The organism is Trichormus sp. NMC-1 (assembly GCF_001858025.1).
GTDB lineage: Bacteria > Cyanobacteriota > Cyanobacteriia > Cyanobacteriales > Nostocaceae > Anabaena.
In genome coordinates, this window is record NZ_LZQD01000010.1 from 130,496 (window position 1) to 153,286 (window position 22,791).

A 22,791-nucleotide genomic window follows, 5' to 3' on the forward strand; every position below is an offset into this window, starting at 1 on the left:
ATTTTCTAATTTTTATCCTTCATTTTTTATTGCTGCTAAAATTTCTAACTCTGTCACTACTCGTTCTAATTCTTCTACCAAGGAAGTCGTTTTGGTCTGCTTAAAGGCATCTACTAACGCCCGATAATACCAAAGTGTGCCTTGTCTTCCACCTTGAAACCGTTCCCAAAGTGATTCACCTAAAACTCGATAGTCTTTAAGAATTGATTGGGCATTATAAAGTTTATCAGATGTAGAAACAAGCAACACTGAGGGGGAAGCGATGGAAATATGGGCAATGTATGTTTCTTTACGTTGTTTCCAAGGGGGTTTGGGTGTGGTGTCTGCGTCTGTACAACCATCAACAATGGCTGTGACATTATCTCCAAACCGACGTTTAATTTCTGCTCTGGTGGCTGCTCCGCCTTGGTCTTCTATGGCATCATGTAATAAGGCTGCGATCGCTTCATCTTCGTTTGCACCATATTCTAAGGCTATGCTGGCTACTCCTAGTAAATGGGCAATATAGGGAACTCCTGAACCTTTTCTCACTTGTTTTGCGTGGAGTTCGTGTGCGTAGGTTAGGGCTTGGGTAAAGCGTTCTGATAGCATTGATGGTTAATTTTAATCTTTTGGTTTGGTGTTGAGGTTAATAATAAATGAACCGCGAAGGCGCGTTCGCGGTAGCGTTGCGAAGCAAAGGACGCGAAGGAAGAGAAAGAGAAGGAAGAGAAAGAGAAGGAAGAGAAAGAAAGATGTTATGGCGGTATGCACTTGAATGAGGCACATCATAGCCCCCTCCTCGCTTGCGGGGAGGGGGTTGGGGGTGGGGTGATTGTATCTCACTCAACCGAGAAACGCTATAGTGCTTTCAACTAAAATTAGTATTTTGCATTTCGACAAGCTTTGTCCATCATTTCTTTTGCTAATGGATGATAACCATTGTTATTGAAAAATGCTAAAATTGACTCTTTTACTTGATAACTAATGGCTTCACCAGTTGTGACTAATCTAGCAAAATGTTCACAGTTCCAACCTAAAATACCATAATCCCAAGTTTTGAATAATTCATAAGCAATTAAACATCTATCAAGGACTTCTTTTTTAGGCAATAATGTCACTGATTCTACGCTATATGATACTGTCGGAATTCGGAATACAGCAAATCCATTTCCACCAAAGTTAAAAGCATGGGTATCAGAGATAGTTATATGATAATGCAATGCTAGGTCTGAGCTACTTTCTTTATGATGAATTAGCAATCCTGCTTTAGAACTTTTATAATCAACATGAGTTTTAAATTCACGTATAATCTGATCTTCTATAATTGGTGTGGCTGGTATAATAGCAATATTGCTAATTTTTTCGATATTTAAAAGAGATAACCACTCATTTATTGACTGAGGACGATTTTCCGGCTTTATTTCCATTCCTTTAATTATTGCATGATTCACGCGATCGCTAATACTAGAATTTATCTTTTTTACTTCTTCCAATTCTGTAACAATTGCTCTCATTGGTGCTATAGTTGGTAATTCTCCAGTTAACAAAGAATACAAAGTTGCAGCTAAAGCATAAACATCTGTAAATGCTCCCCGTTTTGCTCTTGCATCATATTGTTCAATGGGTGCAAAACCAGGAGCTAACATTTGTGTATGTGTTCCAGTTAAGTTTGGTTTAAATTCTCTCGCAATGCCAAAATCAATTAACACAGCTTCTGATTTACCATAACGCAACATGATATTTTGCGGTTTAATATCTCGATGTAACAAGCCATTATTATGAACTACAGTTAACGCTTCTCCTATTTGTTGAATGTATTTTAATGCTATATCTTCAGATAAAATACCGTGATTTTCTACTAAACTTCCTAAATCTTCACCATCAATATATTCCATCACCATACACCAAAGATCATTTTCATTGATGACTTCATGAATTTGGACAATATGGGGATGACTACATTTAGCTAATTTAATCGCTTCGTTGAGAAAGTCTTGTTGAAATTTAGCAAAATCAGAACGCTTTTGAACTGTATTATTCAAGGTTTTGATAACAACTAAATTTCCATGATTATCTCTAGCAAGATAAGTGATCCCAAAACCACCTTCACCTAATTCTTTTTCAATGGTGTATTTACCATCTTGTAATTGCTGTCCTGATACCCAAGCCATAACCTGTAAATTTATAGATTTATAAGTTAATTTTGGCACAATTTTAGGTGTAAGTGTTAATTACAGGTTGTTATCGGTTTAAAATAATAGAAAATCCTGATATGACAAACTAAAAACCTATGCCACAAACTATTCTTAACGAAATTCTCAATCAGCTTGATAGTTTAGAACAGGATGAACTACAGCAGCTTAATCAGATTATTCAAATATATCTGACTGATAAAGCACAAGCTTATCAAACTACAAAATTTCATCAAGCACTTTTAAATTCTGGTTTGGTGAAAGAGATTAAACAACCCACTCCTCAACAACAGGAAAGAACTCTCATTCAGGTACAGGGTAAACCTGTTTCTCAAACTATCATTGAGGAACGCTGCTAAATGACTGTTTATTTCTTTGATAGTAGCGCCTTAGTTAAACGCTATGTTGCGGAAATAGGTTCAGCTTGGGTGATGAGTTTATGCAATCCTACTCTAAAAAGTACTGTGTTTATTGCAGCCATTACTGCTGTAGAAATTACTGCGGCTATCAGTAGACGATTTCGTGGTGGAAGTGTCAGTTATACAGATGCGACAACTGTATATCATCAGTTGAGAAATGATATCCAATCTGAATATCAAGTGATTGAAATTACAGACATCATCATTAATTCCGCTATGGCATTAGCAGAAAAACATGGTTTACGCGGCTATGACGCAGTTCAATTAGCTGGTGCTAAAGCTATTAACAATCTTTGCATAGCAAATAGTTTGCATCCATTAACTTTTATATCTGCTGATCAAGAATTGAATAATGCAGCAGTTAACGAAGGTTTAGTCGTTGATAACCCCAATGACCACCCCTAAACCCAAACAACCCTCTTGCCAGTTATTGTCAAAACAACAATAATTGTGACAATTGCGCTAGAATTATTAAAGGTTCGTTACAGAATTGGCAAATCATCCCCGATTCTGTTACAGCAGCCAAACATTTAGCTTCTTAATCTAAAAACCCTAAAGTTCACCCCAAGCCTCTATGACGCTCCCAATTCGTAACGTCGCCATTATCGCTCACGTTGACCACGGCAAAACCACCTTGGTTGATGCTCTCCTCAAACAGTCCGGCATTTTCCGCGAAGGCGAAGACGTTCCGGATTGTGTCATGGACTCCAACGCTTTGGAGAGGGAACGAGGGATTACGATTCTTTCTAAAAATACAGCGGTTCGCTACAAAGAAACCCTAATCAATATTGTTGATACCCCTGGACACGCTGACTTCGGCGGTGAAGTAGAACGGGTACTCGGCATGGTTGACGGTTGTCTGCTCATTGTCGATGCGAACGAAGGCCCTATGCCCCAAACCCGCTTTGTACTTAAAAAAGCGTTGGAAAAAGGTCTGCGTCCTATCGTCGTTATTAACAAAATCGACCGTGGACAAGCTGACCCTCACGTTGCTGTTGATAAAGTCTTGGATCTGTTCTTGGAATTAGGAGCAGATGAAGACCAGTGCGACTTTAAGTATCTGTTTGCTTCGGGTATGGCTGGTTTCGCTAAGGAAACTTTGGAAGCAGAAGGGGTAGATATGCAGCCCCTATTTGATGCCATTCTCCGCCATGTCCCCGCACCAGTGGGAGATCCCAACAAACCGCTGCAATTGCAAGTTACTACCCTAGATTATTCTGAATATTTAGGACGGATTATCATTGGTAAAATCCACAATGGGACTATCCGTACCGGACAACAAGCTGCTTTGGTAGTGGAAGATGGCAGTATTGTGAAGGGTAAAATTACCAAGTTGATGGGATTTGAAGGCTTGAAGCGGGTAGATATGGAAGAAGCTACCGCAGGTTATATTGTGGCTGTAGCTGGTTTCGCTGATGCTTACATTGGTGAAACTATTACAGATCCTAATGAACCCCAAGCTTTACCTTTAATTAAGGTCGATGAACCAACTTTACAAATGACCTTCTGGGTGAATGATTCACCTTTTGCAGGTCAAGAAGGTAAGTTGGTGACATCTCGACAAATCCGCGATCGCTTATACCGCGAATTAGAAACCAACGTAGCTTTGCGTGTTGAAGACACTGACTCTCCCGATAAATTCCTGGTTTCTGGTCGGGGTGAATTACACTTAGGTATTTTAATCGAAACCATGCGTCGTGAAGGTTTCGAGTTCCAAGTATCTCAACCTCAAGTAATTTACCGCACAGTTAACGGTCAACCTTGCGAACCTTATGAACTTCTAGCGTTAGACGTTCCTGCTGATGCAGTTGGTAGCTGTATTGAACGCTTAGGACAACGGAAAGCAGAAATGCAAGATATGCAGCCTGGTAATGGCGATCGCACTCAACTAGAGTTTATCGTCGCAGCCCGTGGTTTGATCGGTTTCCGTGGTGAATTCATGCGAATGACTCGCGGTGAAGGCATCATGAACCACAGTTTCCTTGATTATCGTCCCCTTTGCGGTGATATTGAAGCTCGCAACAAAGGCGTTCTCATCTCCTTTGAAGAAGGTGTTTCTACTTCCTACGCGATGAAAAACTGTGAAGATAGAGGCGCATTCTTTATCAGTGAAGGAACTAAGGTTTACAAGGGTATGATTATTGGTGAACATAATCGTCCTCAAGATTTGGAATTGAACGTTTGTAAAACCAAGCAGTTAACCAACCATAGATCGTCTGGTGGTGAAGAACTTACTCAGTTACAAACACCGATAGACATGAATTTGGAACGGGCTTTGGAATACATTGCTCAAGATGAATTGGTGGAAGTTACACCTGAATCTATTCGTCTGCGGAAGATGTCTAAGAAATTGGTAAAACGGTAATCTATCAAGGGTGGGTTTTTCCCACCCTTATTTTCATCTGCGTTCTATTAAATTAACTTATCTCTGGTTTTCCGAAATTCCTGAAAAAAATATTTTCGCAATAAACTACCCCCTATTCTCAATATTATTGATACTATTCTCAATTATTTAACGAAGTTTGGTTTTTTCAGCGATTGATATTGACATTGTTCTGACTTTTTGGTAAATTTAGTTAAAATCCCAAGGCATTGATATTTGGGTTTTAAAATTTTTTTCTCACGCAAAGACGCAAAGAGAAGAAAGAGAGATTTATACTAGTTTAAGAATATTTGATATTTTCCAAGGAGTGGAAATGATGTTGTTGGAATTAAAGCGCATTCATGTACCCCCTGGACAAAGAGTTTTATTGGAAGATGTCACTTGGATAGAGTTAGAAGCAATTCTTGAGGAGTTGGGAGAACATCGTGCTGCGCGAATTGCTTATGACAGGGGAATATTAGAAATTATGGCTCCTTTACCAGAACATGAATTTGATAAAGAAATTATCGGTGATTTAATTAAGGCATTGTTGGAAGAATTAGATATTGAATTTGTCAGTCTTGGTTCTACTACTTTTAAAAATCAATTCATGGAGAAAGGGATAGAACCTGATCAATGTTTTTATATTAAAAATGAGGCTTTAATTCGTGGAAAAAAGCGGTTAGATTTAACAATTGATCCTCCTCCAGATTTAGCTTTAGAAATTGATATTACTTCCCGCACTCATCCAAATATTTATCAAGCTTTAAATGTACCAGAATTGTGGCGTTTTGAGAACGGGAAACTGCAAATTAATATTTTAGAAAATGGTAATTATATAGAGTCTCAGTCAAGTTTAAATTTTCCCAATTTACCTTTGATTGAAGTAATTCCTCAATATCTTGAGCAAAGTAAAACCGCAGGTAGAAATGCGACTATTAAGAGTTTTAGGAATTGGGTAAGACAGCAGTAAGTTAGGTAGTTTTATATCAAAATAACATAATATCAATTATTTCACGCATTAGCGAAGCGAAGTACGAAGTACGTTAGGCGCTCCAGACGCAAAGAGAGAAAAGAGAAATTTTTATAAATAAATAGACGATGATGATAAATCAGTATCTGACTTTGGGAATACTTAAAGTAGGAAGTTACTACAGTCAGATTTAAACAATGGATTTGGTAAATTTAAAACAAACAGGTAGAGGTTGGGAATTTTCAACTGAAGCAGATTTAGAAGATTTTGTTTGGGCTAATTTAAAGCAACTTTTAGGACTGACTCCCCTGAAGCGTCAATATTTTGTGAATGGACAATATTGTGATATTTTAGCTTTGGGTAAAAATCAGCAGTTAGTAGTGCTGGAATTGAAAAATGTTGAAGATAGATATATTGTTCAGCAGCTAACTCGATATTATCACGCCCTACAGGAAGAAAAACCTTTTGCAGATAAGGTTGACTATCAGAAACCAATAGAACTGATAGCAATTACACCTAATTTTCATCGGGATAATTTTACAGATAGAACTTATAATCATCTATCTATTAGATTTTTTGAATTTGCTATTTTAGCAGATGATATTAGCTATTTTTTAGAGTTGAAAGATTTAGATAATCATAAATTGCTGAAAATCGAAATTCCTGATCAGAATAAAAATACTAATGAAGATATACCTCCACCTCCCAGAGCATTAATTAATAGACTAGCTAAATGTGAAAAGTCGAGTGATAAAGACAGAGAAGCTGTTTTAAAAATTCGTAAAAAAATTCTGAGTTTTGATCACCGAATGCAAGAAAATGTGAATGGGAATGTGATTGAATATGGGAAAGGGAAAAATAATAAATGTGCAGAGTTTAATTTTTCTAGTCCTGGTTCTGTCTACTATGGAAGACCTCATTTATTTTTAAAACTACCAGATCCAGCACCTTATAATAAACAAAAAACAATGAGAATGCGTATCTTAGTTAATGAAGATTGGCATGAATTTCAGGGAATGATTAACTGTCGTCTAGCTTTTAAAAGTCAAGGTGGTTCATATTATCAATATCCATCATTTATAGACCTGATACAAACATTTATGAATGAGGAATCAGTAGATGATAAAGTACGTCTTTGCTATCAAAGTTATGAAAAAATCATCAACAGTAAAACTAAATCTCTAGATTTATTAGTGGATATTGCGTTGGACAATTGGTTAAAAAGGTTATAGCCAAAACACTGTACATTTCCGCCATTGTTGAGTTAAAAAAGAAACTATGAAAATCACCAAAAACATCACCAATTGGCTAGAAATCCACGCCTCATCTCCTACCTACGGCGGTTGGGTATTAATAGGCGTTGCTATTTGTTATTTAGGCGCTGCTATCAACACGATGGCGGGCTGGTTATATGTAATTAGTGGAGTTTGTCTTGCCCTTGTGGGTGTATCCGCTTTTTTAGCACCGCGATCGCTCAAACATCTCATCATCAAACGCTCTCCCATCCCACCAGTCACTGTTGGCGACGAAATCACCGTTGAAATAGAAGTCCATAATCCCACCCAAACACCTGTCACCTTATTGCAGGTTGCCGATATACTGCCCTTCATTTTCGGAAAACCAGTCAAACAACCAATTGACACCATTAGCGCAAAATCAAGCTACCGTTGGACGTATTATCACCCTACCCAACGCCGAGGCTTATACCGTTGGGAAACAATAGAATTGGGAACAGGTGCGCCTTGGGGCTTATTTTGGTGTCGTCGGCAGCGCAAATGTCAAGCCAGAGCTATTGTCTATCCCACCGTTTTACCCCTGACCAACTGCCCCCTAATAGATGAAATTGGTCAAGATGAAAGTCAAAAAAGCGATCCTCGTGGAGTACCATTACAATTAGCGTCAACAGGATTAGTGCGATCGCTCCGTCCTTACCGCATTGGAGATCCCACCCGTCTCATCCATTGGCGTACCAGCGCTCGTTACGGAGAATTAAGAGTCAGGGAATTAGAATTAATTACAGCCGGACAAGAAATCATTATTGCCCTTGATAGTGCTGAAAATTGGGAAGAAGAACAATTTGAACAAGCAGTCATCGCTGCCGCCTCATTATATTTTTATGCCCACCGCCAAAAATTACAAGTAGAACTTTGGACAGCAGCCACAGGTTTAATCAAAGGTGATATTCCCGTTCTCGAAACCTTAGCAGCAACCAACCCCCTAGAAGAAACAAATACACCACCAGATAACTACCCCTTAATTTGGCTCACCCAAAACCCCAAAACCCTATCTCAGTTGGCTGTGGGCAGTCGTTGGATTTTATGGGAGAATATAAATTCATCCTCACAACAAATCTTAGTCAATCGAGATTATCCCGGCATCATCTTAGAGCGTGGACAAGAACTGCAACTTCAGTTGCAAAAACCATTACAATAATTCGTAATTCGTAATTTGTAAAATTTACCCTTGCCTCCTGCTCCTGCCCCTGCACCTGGCTGATGTACAATGCTAAGAAATATTTAAAATTATGAGCGTCCGAGCCAATGATTCCATCAGAAGTTAACAACAAATCCAGCGATAAAAGCCTAGAGGCAATGCGGCATTTTTCCGAGCAATACGCCAAGAGGACTGGAACGTACTTCTGTTCTGAACCTTCCGTTACAGCAGTTGTGATTGAAGGTCTAGCCAAACATAAAGACGAACTCGGTGCGCCTTTATGTCCTTGCCGCCACTATGAAGACAAAGAAGCGGAAGTCAGCGCTGCCTATTGGAACTGTCCTTGTGTACCCATGCGAGAACGCAAAGAATGTCACTGTATGCTGTTCCTCACCCCTGAGAGCGACTTTGTTGGTGAAACACAAGAAATATCTCTCGAAACCATCAAAGAAGTCCGAGAAACCATGGGATGAGTGAAAACCTGCCCCAAGAGTTTTGGCAAGGCGTAGAACAGTTCAACTCTGGGCAGTTCTACGCTTGTCATGACACCTTAGAAGCCCTGTGGATTGAAGCAACCGAACCAGAAAAAAGTTTATACCAGGGTATTTTGCAAATCGCTGTAGCACTCTATCATCTGGGTAATCGCAACTTGCGAGGAGCAATGATTCTATTGGGAGAAGGTAGCAATCGTCTGCGACGCTATCCAGAAAGTGACTACGGCATCAATGTGGAAAAATTATTCACTCAGAGCGTGGAATTGTTGAAAGTACTGCAACAAACCGATCCCGAAAAAATACTTAGTAGTGATGGGGGTGAAAATATAGCCTTGCTTTTACCCACGATTTCTATAAATAACTGAATTAGCATCAAGAAATACCAAAGATAATTTTGGGGTTTTTCCTGAATGCAACCTTCTGGGGAGAAAAACGTCAATAGTCTTCAGTAGCCAGCAAATCCAGCAAATATTTATCTACAAATATTCTTGATAGTAGATTTTATTTTTGGATAAACTGCTGGAGATAATAAGAACATAACCTCAAGATTTCTATCCCCAATTGCTATGATACCTCCCTATAAATTGCCAAATTCACAAATACGGCGCTTTGGTTTAGCCTTGATGCTACCAGTTTCACTGTTGGGAGCAATTGCCTTCCCTAGCCAAGTGCAAACCGCTACCGCTCAATCAGCAGGGGGAAATCGCCCACTCACCATTCGCTCTGATGTGCAAGAATATGACGCTAAAGCCCAAGTAATCACCGCTCGTGGTAATGTGCAGATGTTGTATCCCGCTCGTCAGTTGCAAGCAACATCCGCCCAAGCACAATACTTTAGTAAAGAACGGCGAATTGATTTCAGTGGCAACGTTTATATTTTGCAACAAGGAAACAATAGTATTCGGGCTGAGAAAGTAACTTATTTGATTGACGAAGGCCGATTTATCGCCTTACCCCAGTCCAACCGTCAGGTAGAATCTGTCTACATGGTGGATGACACTAATGTGAACGGACAAACTGCCAAACCTGCCCCAAAAACACCAGCCCTCAAACGTTCTAATTAATATCTACCACCTCAGCAAGACGTTAATAGTGAAAATTGTTTTAGAGAATATTCACAAATCTTACGGCAAGCGCGTCATCGTCAATCGTGTTAACCTTTCTGTTGCTCAAGGTGAAGTTGTTGGTTTACTCGGACCAAACGGTGCCGGTAAAACAACAACATTTTATATCGCCACAGGCTTAGAAAAACCCAATCAAGGAAGAGTTTGGTTAGATAGTTGGGATATTACAGGAATGCCAATGCACAAACGGGCCAGATTGGGCATTGGCTATCTGGCACAAGAAGCCAGTGTTTTTCGCCAACTCTCAGTTCGGGATAATATTCTCCTGGTATTTGAGCAAACGAATGTGCCACGATGGGAGTGGTCGAAGCGGTTGCATAATTTATTAGGGGAGTTTCGCTTAGAAAAAGTGGCCAATAGTAAAGGTATTCAACTTTCTGGGGGTGAACGACGAAGAACTGAGTTAGCCAGGGCTTTAGCCGCAGGGAGAGAAGGTCCAAAATTTCTCTTTTTGGATGAGCCATTTGCGGGAGTTGATCCGATTGCAGTTGCGGAAATTCAGGAAATTGTGGGACAATTACGCGATCGCGGTATGGGCATTCTTATCACAGATCATAATGTCCGCGAAACCTTGGCTATCACTGATCGTGGTTACATTATGCGGGAAGGACAAATACTGGCTTTCGGTACTGCCGATGAACTTTACAATAACCCACTTGTGCGGCAATATTATTTAGGTGATAACTTTTTCAACTAAATCAACTCAAAAAATGGGAAACAAGGAATAGGTAATAGATTTTTTCCAATCTCATTTATAGCTTTCTGAAAATTAAACTGCATAGAATAAGATTTCCAGAACAATTAACCGCAGATGTACGCAGATAAACACAGATGAATTAATCGACGATTGGATGATTCTGTGCAAATTCACATTAAATTGGTATTAGGTTTTTTATATGATTTTTAATCATCAAATTCAAAGATTTAATATTTTGTCAACATATAAATTACTATATATAAATATTTTAATAAATATATTCAAAAATCTCTAATTCACAAAAGTTGTCACTATTTAAATTTTAAAGTTACTTATGATATCTAAACAGATTAAATCTTTTTACAGCCTCAGTTCACTGCTGCCTTTTTCCATCATGGATCGCTATTTGGCTATGCAGTTGCTGCCTCTATTCCTCTTCGGTGTCGGCGCATTTACTTCTGTAGTATTGGCAATTGATAGCTTATTTGAATTATTGCGAAAAGTGGTGGAATCAGGGCTACCAGTTACTATTGCTCTGAAAGTTTTTTTATTAAAACTGCCTTATGTCATGGTTTATTCTTTTCCCATGTCCACCTTACTTGCTACTTTGATGACCTATAGTCGTCTTTCTAGTGAGAGTGAACTAATTGCCCTGCGTGGGTGTGGGGTAAGTGTCTATCGCATGGTACTAACTGCTGTATTATTAAGCAGTTTAATCACAGGCATAACATATGTTTTTAATGAGCAAATTGCACCAGCGGCAAATTATGAAGCCACTCGTACCCTAGAGCAAGCACTGAAATCAGATCAACCTTCATTTAAACAACAAAATATTTACTATCCTGAATATCGGGAAGTTAAAGAAGCAGATGGTACTAAAACTAAGGTACTTTCACGCTTGTTTTATGCTGACCAATTTGATGGTAAGCAAATGAAAGGTTTAACAATTATTGACCGTTCTCGAGAAGGAGTGAATCAAATTTTAGTCTCAGAATCTGCCGAGTGGAATGGCTCAAAACAAGTTTGGGATTTTTACAATGGAACTATTTATTTAGTCGCCCCAGACAGTTCTTATCGCAACATTTTGCGGTTTCAAAAACAACAATTACAACTACCGCGTACACCTTTGAATCTAGCCGAAAATAGCCGAGATTACGGGGAAATGAATATTTCTCAAGCCCTAGAACAACTAGAAGTAGAACGCCTAGCGGGGAATCCCCAAAAAATTAGAAAATTAGAAGTACGGATTCAACAAAAAATTGCCTTTCCCTTTGTATGTATAATTTTTGGTTTAGTTGGCTCTGCAATGGGAACCATACCTCAACGAACTGGGAAAGGAACTAGTTTTGCGATTAGTGTCATAGTTATTTTCAGTTATTACTTACTATTATCAATTTCTGGCGCTTTAGCACAGGCGGGTATTCTTTCTCCCTTTATAGGTGCTTGGTTGCCTAACTTTTTTGGTTTGGGAACAGGTTTATTTCTATTGACGCGAGTCGCGCAAAGATAAATCAGTCCTATTGACGGTGTGAAAGTAAATTTTTGAGTCATAAAACTGTATCGCTAATGACTAATAACTAATTAGGGGTTACATTGATATCAATATTCAATAGACATCTGGTGGAAAAGTAGAGACGTTCCATGGAACGTCTCTACAAGGGTTCTAGGAAACGCACATTTAATTTTCACTTTTATGTCTAATATATTTATGCTTTTCATGAGCTAGTCTCAGGTTGCATCAACTTGTATCAGTTTGTTATCTAATTCAATCACCAATTTATTATCTTATGTCAGATCGTAACTATCCTCCTGCCTACTTACGTTATTTCAAAGCCAGGTTATCAAATTTCTTGCGCCCTAGTTTTTGGGTAACAGGAGTTTTTTTATTAGTTATAGTACTGGTAATTCGGGAATATTGGCTCAATCCAGAGCTTTTTACTAAACTACAAACTAAAAAAGCTGCTGCTGAAAAAACTGCTGAAACTTCACTTTCAGAAGAAGATAAAGCTATTGCCGCAGATATTGATAATATGCCGACTTTGTTAAATGATTTTGAACAAGCATCTGTATCTGCAAATGTAACTACCTTCCCAAGTAAGATTCAGCCAAATAATAGTGACTCATTTATAGAAGATGTAATTAATCAAAAAAATGCTGCTGATGAAGACAAATATAAGTCTATCCTGGGGATAGCTAATAGTATTAGTTCACAACCTGAAAAAAATCCTTTTGTGGTGCAGGCAGAAAATTTATTAAAAATTGAAAATAGTGATTATAAAAGTCGGTTTTTAGATACGAATAATTCGCCGATATCTCCAGAACCAACAGCAATAACAGATGTTTCTAATTTAAACCAGGGATTAACTACTAATCAGACTACAAATAATCAAAGCACTGTTGTGATTAGTCCTTTAGAAGCAGCAATCAAAAAATGGAGTAATACGCAACTAAATCCTGCTATTAGCAATGTAGGAGTAAGCCCAATTTCACCTACTAACAGCTTACCTAATCAGGGTTTACCCTCTGGTTCGATTATGGGCTATAATCAATTAAAAGTAACTAACTCACCACAAAATTCTTACGGTAATTTGAATAGCATTCAGACAACGCCTAATATAGGAATATCAACAACAGGAACATCTGCTTTACCTAATAATACTTATCCTGTTCAAGTTCCCAGTCAAGGTATTGTCAACTCGACGGCTCCAGTCGGATATGGAATTAATGCTAATAATAGTTTACAACAGCCAAGTCAATTACCTCAATCTAATTTACCACCTAATTTAAATTATCCTGGGCAGGTGCAACAGTAAGAATATGCTCTGTATCAGTAGTTATTAAAAGAATATCTCCATAGCAAAATTCTATATTCTCGTTAAAAAAATCTTCACAAGCAGCGAGAATTGTGGCACATATACTATCCACTGCTGTTTTATGTAGTAGGTAATAACCATCAGAATTTTTATTTTTTCCACAGGCTATTATGTATTTTTGAACATGATCAAAAATATTTTTCCTAATCAGTGGTATAGCATTAATTTTTATATTTAATGAATACTAGTTTGATAAATAATTATATTTTACACTAGAAAAGATGATCCTTAAAATATCTCACTTACATTAATACTCACATCAGGAAAAGCTAAAATTGATAAACTTTGATTTTTCACTAACTTCTGTACATCCTGATAAACTCCCTGAATAGGATTTCGATATACTTCTATAATTTCCTGATTAACATCTACTAACCAAACTTCAGGAATATTGGCTTCTGCATACAAAGGAATTTTTATTTCCCGATCATATTTTAGCGTTGTATCGGCAACTTCTATTAACAAAAATATATCTTCTGGTTGGGGGTGTGAATTTCTATAAAAATCTGGACGCGGTTTTAATAATGCTATATCTGGTTGCGGTTCAGAAGTTTCATCTAAAACTACTGGATTTTGAGGTGCAAGAATAATCCGTTTTCCTAAAAGCTGAATTAGGAGATTAACTAATCTATTGACACAACCTGCGTGTCTTCTTCCAATAGGTGACATATCAATCATTTCTCCCCGAATTAATTCTACTCGGTCATTTTCTGACAAAATCCCAGATTCACCCATTTGGTGAAATTGCTTAACTGTAAATTGGTGTCTGAGTAATTGTAAAACCATTGTCACCTCTATTTGAATTTTAATTGTTTATTTCACAGTAGGTTGGGTTAAGCGATAGCGCAACCCAACAACAGTATTAATAATGTTGGGTTTCCTTGCGTCAACCCAACCTACGAAATTAAACCAAAGCAGCTTCAGAAATTGCACCTTGCATTTTCCCGAAAGCCTCTATTAAAGTCTGCAATTGTTGTTCCGCTTTAAACACACCTAAACCTCTTGCTGTCACCTTTCCAGGAGAATAAACAAAACGAGAACGCATACTTTCTTTTAAATTCTCAGCTAACAAATTCCAAGCTGGTTCTTCCATGGGAGTTTCTAAAACAATGTGCTGTTTATTCTCTGGTTTAATGCGGCTAAATCCCAGATTTTTGGCTAATTGTTTTAATTCCATTACTCGCAATAATTGATTTGCCGGCACAGGTATAGTGCCATATCTATCAGTCCATTCAGCAGCAATTAATTTTAATTCATATTTGGATTTTGCAGTGGCTACAGCGCGATAAGCACTCATCTTTTGATCAAGATCAGTAATGTAGGTTGAAGGAATAAATGCGGTGAGATTAAGGTCAATTTGTGTATCTTCAACTTTGGGTATTTCTTGACCTCTAATTTCTCGAATTGCTTCTTCTAACATTTCCATGTACAAATCAAAGCCAATTGCGTCCATTTGACCAGATTGTTCTGCACCTAGCAAATTACCCACACCGCGAATTTCCATATCTCGCATTGCTAATTGATATCCAGAACCGAGTTGAGTAAATTCTTGAATTGCTCTTAATCTTTGTCTGGCTGCATCGGATAATTCTCGTTGTTTGGGGTAAAATAACCATGCGTGAGCTTGAATTCCCGCACGTCCTACCCGTCCCCGTAATTGATATAATTGAGATAAACCAAAACGGTGAGCATCTTCAATTAAGATGGTATTAACTCGCGGAATATCTAAACCAGATTCGATAATTGTTGTACAAACAAGAATGTCAGCGTCATTATTACCGAAAGTCAGCATGGTTGATTCTAACTCGCTTTCGTCCATTTGACCATGTGCGATCGCAAATCTTCCTCCTGGTACCATTTCCCGCAAATTTGCAGTGGTTTCTTCAATTCCATCTACTCGCGGTACTACATAAAAAACCTGTCCACCCCGATCTAATTCTTGACGAATTGCACTTCTGACAATTTCTGGGTTTAAAGGTGCGAGATGAGTTTGAATTGGTCTTCTGGTGGGAGGTGGAGTTGTAATTAAACTCATTTCCCGAATTCCCGATAAAGACATATATAAAGTTCTGGGAATAGGAGTTGCAGAAAGAGTTAAAACATCAACTTGCGTTTTTAGGCTTTTGATTTTCTCCTTTTGATTAACTCCAAATCTTTGTTCTTCGTCAATTACTAAAAGTCCTAAATCTTTAAATTGCACACCTTTACCTAATAACTGATGTGTTCCCACAACTATATCTAATTCTCCAGTTGCGAGCCGCTTTTGAATATTGCGTTTTTCTTCTGGACTGCGAAACCGATTCAGTAAACCGATATTAATAGGATAAGGTGAAAAACGTTCTTTAATTGTGTGATAATGTTGTTGAGTTAAAATTGTCGTTGGGGCTAAAAGTGCAACTTGCTTTCCTGCGGTGACAGCTTTGAAAATAGCCCGAATTGCTACTTCCGTTTTCCCAAACCCGACATCACCACATACTAACCGATCCATCGGTCTTTCGCTTTCCATATCCCGTTTGACATCTTGTACCGCTTTTAGCTGATCTGTGGTAGGTTGATAGGGGAAAGAATCTTCCATTTCTTCTTGCCAAGGCATATCTGCGGGATAGGAAAAACCTTGTTGTTGCGATCGCGCTGCATACAACTTTAACAAATCTACTGCTAGTTTTTTAATCGCTTTGCGGACTTTGTTCTTCGTATTATCCCAAGCTTTGCCGGTCATTTTATGTAATTCCGGGGCTTTATCTCCACTGACGCGAAAACGAGACAAAGAACCAACTTGGTCAGCAGCAACTCTTAACAAACCATCGGCATATTGAACAACTAAATAATCACGGGTTTCATCATTAATTGTCAAACTTTCTAACTTGACAAATTTACCGATTCCATGACTGCGATGTACAACAAAATCCCCAGGACGTAATTTGTTGGGATCAACTTGTTTAGATGCAGCTTGACGACGTTTACGGACATAGCCAAAATTAGCTAAAGAATGTTGTCCATAAAACTCTCTATCTGTGACAATAACCAACCGGAAAGAAGGTAAAATAAAACCTTCTAATTCTGCCAAACCGGAATATTTAAGCGCGGTAGGCGTATGATTAATTTGTAGTTTATCAATGGCTTGATAATCGCGGGGATTGGGGATAAACTGGGCGGGACAATCGTGTTCTTGGAGAAGAGAAACCGAACGGGAAGGTTGAGCAGAAAGTAACCAAATCGAAAAATTGCGATCGCGCTCTTGTCTAATTGTCTCAGCTAACTTGGCAAATTGGTGAGGTGTCACAGGTAAAGGTCTACTCGCTAAATTGAGACCACCATTTTCTTCAGCCAATTCCGATAAATATAACTTGTTAAAATTGCCAGCTTCAGCTATGCACTCATCAAACGAACAATGAATTTTAGGTAGTTGGTCATTTTCCCCGTTCCCGGTTAAGAGTTCCCATTGTTCCTGTGCATTCTCCACCCAGCGATCGCTATGAGCATAACATTGTTCAGGCTCATCAATAGCCAGGAGAGTATTTTCTGGTAAATAATCCAGCAGAGAAGCAGGTTTTGCAAAAGCCAACCCCAAAAACCGCCGACTACCTTCTAATGTTCCTAACTCTTGTAGAGACGTTCCATGGAACGTCTCTACATTTGGTAAATCTTTAAGTGCGTCTAAAATAATCGGTGCAAAGCTAATAGGAGTAAGAGTTATTTCGTTAATTTTATCCAGTGCAGAACGCTGAGTAGTGGGGTCAAATTCCCGAATTTGTTCAATATCATCTCCAAACCAATCCAAACGCACAGGCAACTCAGAGGACACCGGAAACACATCGACAATATCCCCGCGTCTACTCCATTGTCCTTCCGTTTCCACCAGCGGAACTCGTTCATACCCCAGCATGGTGATTTTTTTGCTAAAAGCATCTAAATCAAATTCCAGCCCCTTTTTCAAAGTTAGACAGAAAGATTTAAACGCTGCTGGCGGTGGTAAATGTGGCTGTAAAGCGCCCACAGTCGCAATAATGGCCATTTTTGGACTTTGCTGAGTTTTGGCGCTCCTACTGACCAAATCAGCCAAAACCTGCATTTGACCCCAACTTAGCTCATTTTCTGGGTCAAAAGGTTCATAAGGGGAAGCTTCAGATGTAGGGTAAAAGTGGACAGTTTTCCATCCCATTGCTTCCATTTGAGCGAAAACCCGGCCAGCTTCCTCTAGAGTGGCACACACCACACACAAATCCTTGTCTTCATGGGTTGCTAAAGCTGAAGCTACCAATCCCTTCGGTAGACGTGAAATGCCATTTAACCGCAATTCTTGTTGTTTGTTGAGTTTGGTAATTAGTTCTGCGGTGAGAGGCGATCGCGCCAAAGCACGCACAATAGAAGAAAAAGCCATAAATTATCAGCTTAGTTGGAACGTCGTTATATCAATTCACTGGGAGCAAAGCTACAAATGAATCTCCGCGTCCCCGTGTCCCCGTGTCCCCGCGTCTGTCCATTTGTATCAACCTTAAAGTAAAACGGTATTAGGGGATGAAAAAATCTATAAGAAGTTTATGTTAACTATTCTAAAAGGGTTAACAGCCGCTTTGCGAATAAAAGGGCATAATCATAACTACTACTTTATGTATACTCAAAGCATTTATAGAAACGTCTTTAATACTAGATACTAGGGTTTGAGCTACCTTCGCTCTTTTTAGCGGCAATTATCAACAATGTCTTCCATCACTTTTGAAATTTTAATCATTTTAGTGCTAATTATTGCCAACGGCTTATTTTCTATGTCGGAGATGGCCGTAGTCTCAGCCCGAAAAGTTAGACTACAACAGTTGGCTAATCAAGGAGATATCAACGCCAGGGCTGCACTACAACTAGCAGAATCTCCCAATCATTTCTTGTCTATCGTCCAGGTGGGGATTACACTGATCAATATTCTTAATGGTGTCTTCGGCGGTGCTACCATTGCCAAAAGACTAGAAGAGTATGTGAAGCTAGTCCCAGTTTTAGCAAATTATAGTGGTGCGATCGCATTTGGTGTAGTCGTCTTACTGATTACATATTTTTCCCTCATAGTTGGTGAACTCGTACCCAAACGGCTGGCATTAAACAACCCAGAAAAAATTGCCGCCCTTGTCGCCGTCCCCATGCGAGCTTTAGCAAGTATAACTTCGCCCATAGTATATCTTTTGAGTGCATCTACAGATTTGGTGCTGCGAATATTGGGAATTACACCCTCTACTGAACCTCAAGTCACTGAAGAAGAAATCAAAATTTTAATAGAACAAGGGACAGAAGCGGGAACCTTTGAGGAAGCCGAACAGGATATGGTAGAACGAGTTTTTCGTTTAGGTGATCGTCCTGTCAGTTACTTAATGACACCACGTCCTGATATAGTCTGGCTAGACTTAGAAGATCCCCCAGAAGAAAACCGCCAGAAAATGGTGGAGAGTGCCTATTCCCGCTATCCAGTTTGTCAAGAAGGACTTGATAATGTCCTGGGTGTAATTCCCGTCACCGACTTATTAGCCCGCAGTTTTCGGGGTGAACCTTTAGACTTAACAGTAGGATTACGTCAGCCTGTATTTGTACCGGAAAGCACCCGTGGTTTAAAAGTTTTGGAGTTATTCAAACAAACTATTACTCACATGGCGCTAGTAGTCGATGAATATGGCGTAATTCAAGGCTTAGTCACTCTCAATGACATCATGAGTGAAATCGTCGGTGATGTACCCGCAGAACCAGGACAGGATCAACCAGAAGCTGTACAAAGAGAAGATGGTTCCTGGCTTGTAGATGGGATGTTGCCTATAGAAGAGTTTTTGGAACTTTTCGATCTCGACGAATTGGAACCCGACGAAAGAGGTAGTTATCAAACATTAGGTGGACTTGTGATCACCCATTTAGGACGTATCCCCGCAGCAGCAGACCATTTTGAATGGGTAGGTATGCGTTTTGAAGTCATGGACATGGATGGAAATCGTGTTGATAAAGTACTAGTCGTGCCAAAGGGAAATCATCATGGGTAATTAGTGATAGGTGATAGGTGATTGGTAATTGGTGATAAATTAGCAATTATCTATTCACCTTGCTTTATTATTTATGTAGATGAATTTAATTACTCATAATGAAATATGGATGACTCTACCAAACAAATTATCAAGGAAAATCTAAAAAATTTTATTGAATTAGGACAAGAAAATTTTGCAGAAGAATTTCATGATATTTTTTATCCAAATTAGTTAGATATCAAGAATTTTCAATAATTCTTTAGCTACATACTCAACCACAGGTACAGGAACAGCATTACCAAACTGTTTCTTAGCTACTTCATCTTTTTTATGGTATTCAAAATCTCTAGGAAAACCTTGTAATTTACAAGCGTGTTTTGCTGTAATTGGTATATATTTCTGCGGTTGATAAATTTTTTCTAAGAAAAGATTTTTATATTCCTGTGGATTATTAGCATGAATAGATACTGTTGCGATATAGTCTTTAGCACCAGTAGCAGTTAAAGTCGGGAAAATATCAGCAGTAGGTAAAATAATTCTATAAATATTATTAATACCTGTCATATTTTTAGAATTCACAAATTCAAACTTGTGATCACCGATTAACCGCAATATTCCTTTTTCAACCAATGAATTCAATTCATTTATTTGTATATCATTGATTATTTCTCGAAAATTGTCAAAAGATAAAGGATTACCATCTTTATTTCCATATTTTTTGCTTCTTCTATATTTCAAAAGAGTCAAACAAATTAGTTTCTCTCTATTAGTAGTGTCGATAATATCCCAAGAGTGAATTGTTGTATGCCCATTTCTTAAATCAGAAAAAATGAAAAAATCATTTAACTCATCATCTTTCTGAAATCGAGTTCTTGATGGTGGAATCATACCTTTAAATAAAGTATCTGCATCTAATTTAACTTTCTCAATAACTTTGACATTTTTAAAATCATCTAAGATATCTAAAACTTTTGGGTGAATATTCAAAGGATTAGGGAATTTATACTCTTGAGATCTTTCTATATCCCGTCTAGTCCCAACAATAAAAACTCTCTCTCTATTTTGAGGTAAACCAAAATCGTAAGCATTAATAACTTTCCATTTAACGCAATATCCTATATTTGTCAATTCATTGAGAATTAGTTCCAAATTATCTCGGTTTTTAGGACTTGCTAATCCACTAACATTTTCAAATATAAAACCTTTGGGTTGATTTTTATTCACCAGTCGAATTACATCAAACCATAATTTTCCTCTCGGATCTTCAAATCCCCGTAAACAACCCGCAACAGACCAAGGTTGACAGGGAACACCACCAACAATTATGTCAATATTCGGCGGAAGTTCACTAATTTGTGTAATATCTCCTAACTCAATTTCATTTTTATTGAAGTAACTGATAAAATTTTGCTGATAAACTTTAATAGCTTGTTTATCTATTTCAGAATAGCCTAAACATTGACCACCTAGTTTATCTAAAGCGATTCTAAATCCACCAATACCAGCAAAGAGATCGATAAAGGTGAATTGTTTTTGGTTAGTGACAAACTGTAGAGGTAATTCTATTTGTTTTGGTATTTGCAAAAATATAGATTTCATGTGTGTTAGCTAATTTTATCAACTAACTATTGATATATGAAAATCTAGTATATCATCAAATATACGAAGTTTCTAGTCCTCAACTTTGAGACAACCGCTTCACCTCTGCACCCCCTAACATCTCCTCGGCTTTCGCTAACATCTGCGTAATTTTTTCAGCGTGGGGACTATTAACAAGACATTCTCGCAAATCTAATTCTGCTAACTTATCAGCCTTATTACCAGGAAACCAGGAATTACCATTACCTAAAAGGTTATAGCGCATTTTGCCATATTCGATCATGTCATAAGCCAAAGCTAAGTTTAACAACCACAAAATCACCCGTATATTTATTTGTCCTGGTGTTTTTTCCCAAGTTGGTAAATTAGTTTCCCAGGTTTTTACCCAATCTTCTCCTAAAATTTCTATGGCTGCATTTTCTAAACGTTCAAGAATTGGTGGTAAAATTTCCTCGGCTTTATCTAACAATTCTAAAGTCTTTAAATGTTCATCAAAATCACTCGGTTTTGCTGCCCCTATACTCAATGTATGCACTTGGGGATGACTCAAACAAAATAAATCATTAAACACCATTGGACTCAAAGGCGCACACAAATCAACTAACTTTGTAGATGGTTGATATAATAACCCGCCTTTATTAGATGGACTAATAATAAACACACCCATATCTAATTTATTAGCAGCTTCAATAGCAGTCCAATTCCATTGATTAATATAGTACCAATGCAAATTCACATAATCAAATTGATTAGTATTAATTGCCTGTATAATCAAATCTGTAGCCCCATGAGTAGAAAAGCCAATAAATCTAACTTTGCCCTCAGCTTGTAACTGTTTCGCTACTTCTAAACAACCATCTTTACGAATACTATTATCCAAACTTTCTGCATCATTAATGCCATGTAAACCCAGCAAATCAACATAATCTAACTGGAGATAAGCCAAAGATTTTTCCAAAGTTTTGCGGAATTCTTCAGGATTTGCCACAGGAGAAACTTTAGTCTGAACTATTAATTTCTCACGGGGAAACTGGGGCAGGATTTTACCCAATTGCATTTCTGATGTTCCGTAACCACGGGCAGTTTCAATGTGATTAATCCCAACTTCTAATGCACGACGAATCGTCGCTTCTAAGTTTTCTTGATTATCTGCTGGAATTTCTTCTAGTGTAACATCTTGCCATTTAAATTGATATCGCATTCCCCCGCAGGAAAACACGGGCATTTGTAATTCTGTGCGTCCAAATCTTTTATATAGCATTGCGGAATTTTAGATTTTGAATTGGGGATTTTGAATATTTAATATTTACAACTATAACAACCGGCAAGGTGGTTAGAATACCAACTTATTAGAAAACCTAGACACCAAAACACTTTTCACACTGTCACCTGTCATCTGTCACCTGTCATCTGTCACCTGTCACCTGCTACATAACCTAATTCAATAATTCATCAAATTTGAGGGTGCGTTACTTTACTATATAGCTAACTTCAATTGTTGCTACTGCGGCTAACACACCCTTCATTTTGAATTTTTGACCTTTTTTTAATTAAAAGTTAAAAATTAAAAATTAAAAATTAAAAATTTAAGATTAATAATAATTTTTAATTAATTAATTTTGGGTGCAAGCCCCCACTGAATCAAAGATT

At 38.0% G+C, this 22,791-nt stretch carries 19 protein-coding genes; 13 read left to right on the forward strand and 6 right to left on the reverse strand.

From position 1 onward, the window contains the following. Nucleotides 1-12 precede the first annotated feature (12 nt). The gene (locus tag A9Y75_RS23460; protein WP_071191945.1) at nt 13-591 is read right to left on the reverse strand and encodes an HD domain-containing protein; all 579 of its coding nucleotides are present in this window, start codon (nt 589-591) and stop codon (nt 13-15) included. A 269-nt stretch (nt 592-860) separates the two neighbouring features. Next, nucleotides 861-2,192, reverse strand: a complete 1,332-nt coding sequence (locus A9Y75_RS29920; RefSeq protein WP_236721505.1) for a serine/threonine-protein kinase — start codon at nt 2,190-2,192, stop codon at nt 861-863. An 80-nt stretch (nt 2,193-2,272) separates the two neighbouring features. Here A9Y75_RS29920 and A9Y75_RS23470 point away from each other — a divergent pair, with 80 nt between their 5' ends. The 12 genes from A9Y75_RS23470 (at nt 2,273) to A9Y75_RS23525 (ending at nt 13,489) form a co-directional block, all read left to right on the forward strand. After that, nucleotides 2,273-2,533, forward strand: a complete 261-nt coding sequence (locus tag A9Y75_RS23470; RefSeq protein WP_071191946.1) for a hypothetical protein — start codon at nt 2,273-2,275, stop codon at nt 2,531-2,533. Beyond that, nucleotides 2,534-2,998 carry a type II toxin-antitoxin system VapC family toxin gene (locus A9Y75_RS23475; RefSeq protein WP_071191947.1) on the forward strand — a complete coding sequence of 155 codons (465 nt, stop codon included), beginning with the start codon at nt 2,534-2,536 and terminating at the stop codon, nt 2,996-2,998. A 169-nt stretch (nt 2,999-3,167) separates the two neighbouring features. Further along, nucleotides 3,168-4,958: a translational GTPase TypA gene (typA, locus tag A9Y75_RS23480; RefSeq protein WP_071191948.1), complete on the forward strand. Its 1,791-nt coding sequence runs from the start codon at nt 3,168-3,170 to the stop codon at nt 4,956-4,958. Nucleotides 4,959-5,292: 334 nt separating this feature from the next. Next, nucleotides 5,293-5,928: a Uma2 family endonuclease gene (locus A9Y75_RS23485; protein WP_071191949.1), complete on the forward strand. Its 636-nt coding sequence runs from the start codon at nt 5,293-5,295 to the stop codon at nt 5,926-5,928. A 197-nt stretch (nt 5,929-6,125) separates the two neighbouring features. After that, nucleotides 6,126-7,160: an endonuclease NucS domain-containing protein gene (locus A9Y75_RS23490; protein ID WP_071191950.1), complete on the forward strand. Its 1,035-nt coding sequence runs from the start codon at nt 6,126-6,128 to the stop codon at nt 7,158-7,160. Nucleotides 7,161-7,206: 46 nt separating this feature from the next. After that, nucleotides 7,207-8,361, forward strand: coding sequence for a DUF58 domain-containing protein (locus A9Y75_RS23495; RefSeq protein WP_071191951.1), 1,155 nt, complete (start codon nt 7,207-7,209; stop codon nt 8,359-8,361). Between the two features lie 107 nt (nt 8,362-8,468). Further along, entirely contained in the window at nt 8,469-8,834 is a 366-nt protein-coding gene (locus tag A9Y75_RS23500; protein WP_071191952.1) for a ferredoxin thioredoxin reductase catalytic beta subunit, read from the forward strand. Then, nucleotides 8,831-9,220, forward strand: coding sequence for a DUF309 domain-containing protein (locus A9Y75_RS23505; protein WP_071191953.1), 390 nt, complete (start codon nt 8,831-8,833; stop codon nt 9,218-9,220). The genes A9Y75_RS23500 and A9Y75_RS23505 overlap by 4 nt, the downstream gene beginning before the upstream one ends. Nucleotides 9,221-9,421: 201 nt before the next feature. Beyond that, nucleotides 9,422-9,919 carry an LptA/OstA family protein gene (locus A9Y75_RS23510; protein ID WP_071191954.1) on the forward strand — a complete coding sequence of 166 codons (498 nt, stop codon included), beginning with the start codon at nt 9,422-9,424 and terminating at the stop codon, nt 9,917-9,919. Between the two features lie 28 nt (nt 9,920-9,947). Beyond that, entirely contained in the window at nt 9,948-10,676 is a 729-nt protein-coding gene (gene lptB, locus A9Y75_RS23515) for an LPS export ABC transporter ATP-binding protein (RefSeq protein ID WP_071191955.1), read from the forward strand. Between the two features lie 394 nt (nt 10,677-11,070). Continuing rightward, nucleotides 11,071-12,186 (forward strand): LptF/LptG family permease, encoded by a 1,116-nt coding sequence (locus A9Y75_RS23520; protein WP_071191956.1) that lies wholly within the window; start codon nt 11,071-11,073, stop codon nt 12,184-12,186. Nucleotides 12,187-12,463: 277 nt separating this feature from the next. Then, nucleotides 12,464-13,489 (forward strand): hypothetical protein, encoded by a 1,026-nt coding sequence (locus tag A9Y75_RS23525; protein ID WP_071191957.1) that lies wholly within the window; start codon nt 12,464-12,466, stop codon nt 13,487-13,489. A gap of 288 nt (nt 13,490-13,777) precedes the next feature. Here the strand turns inward: A9Y75_RS23525 and A9Y75_RS23530 are convergent, their stop codons facing one another. Further along, nucleotides 13,778-14,335, reverse strand: coding sequence for a Uma2 family endonuclease (locus A9Y75_RS23530; RefSeq protein ID WP_071191958.1), 558 nt, complete (start codon nt 14,333-14,335; stop codon nt 13,778-13,780). A 118-nt stretch (nt 14,336-14,453) separates the two neighbouring features. Next, complete coding sequence (gene mfd / locus A9Y75_RS23535) at nt 14,454-17,930, reverse strand: transcription-repair coupling factor (RefSeq protein ID WP_071191959.1); 3,477 nt, start codon at nt 17,928-17,930, stop codon at nt 14,454-14,456. A gap of 319 nt (nt 17,931-18,249) precedes the next feature. Here mfd and A9Y75_RS23540 point away from each other — a divergent pair, with 319 nt between their 5' ends. Then, entirely contained in the window at nt 18,250-19,560 is a 1,311-nt protein-coding gene (locus A9Y75_RS23540; RefSeq protein WP_071191960.1) for a hemolysin family protein, read from the forward strand. Between the two features lie 213 nt (nt 19,561-19,773). Here A9Y75_RS23540 and A9Y75_RS23545 read toward each other — a convergent pair whose 3' ends face one another. Both A9Y75_RS23545 and A9Y75_RS23550 read right to left on the reverse strand, forming a co-directional pair. Then, nucleotides 19,774-21,141 carry a DNA cytosine methyltransferase gene (locus A9Y75_RS23545; protein ID WP_071191961.1) on the reverse strand — a complete coding sequence of 456 codons (1,368 nt, stop codon included), beginning with the start codon at nt 21,139-21,141 and terminating at the stop codon, nt 19,774-19,776. Nucleotides 21,142-21,220: 79 nt separating this feature from the next. Beyond that, nucleotides 21,221-22,402, reverse strand: coding sequence for an aldo/keto reductase (locus A9Y75_RS23550; RefSeq protein WP_071191962.1), 1,182 nt, complete (start codon nt 22,400-22,402; stop codon nt 21,221-21,223). Nucleotides 22,403-22,791 lie beyond the last annotated feature (389 nt).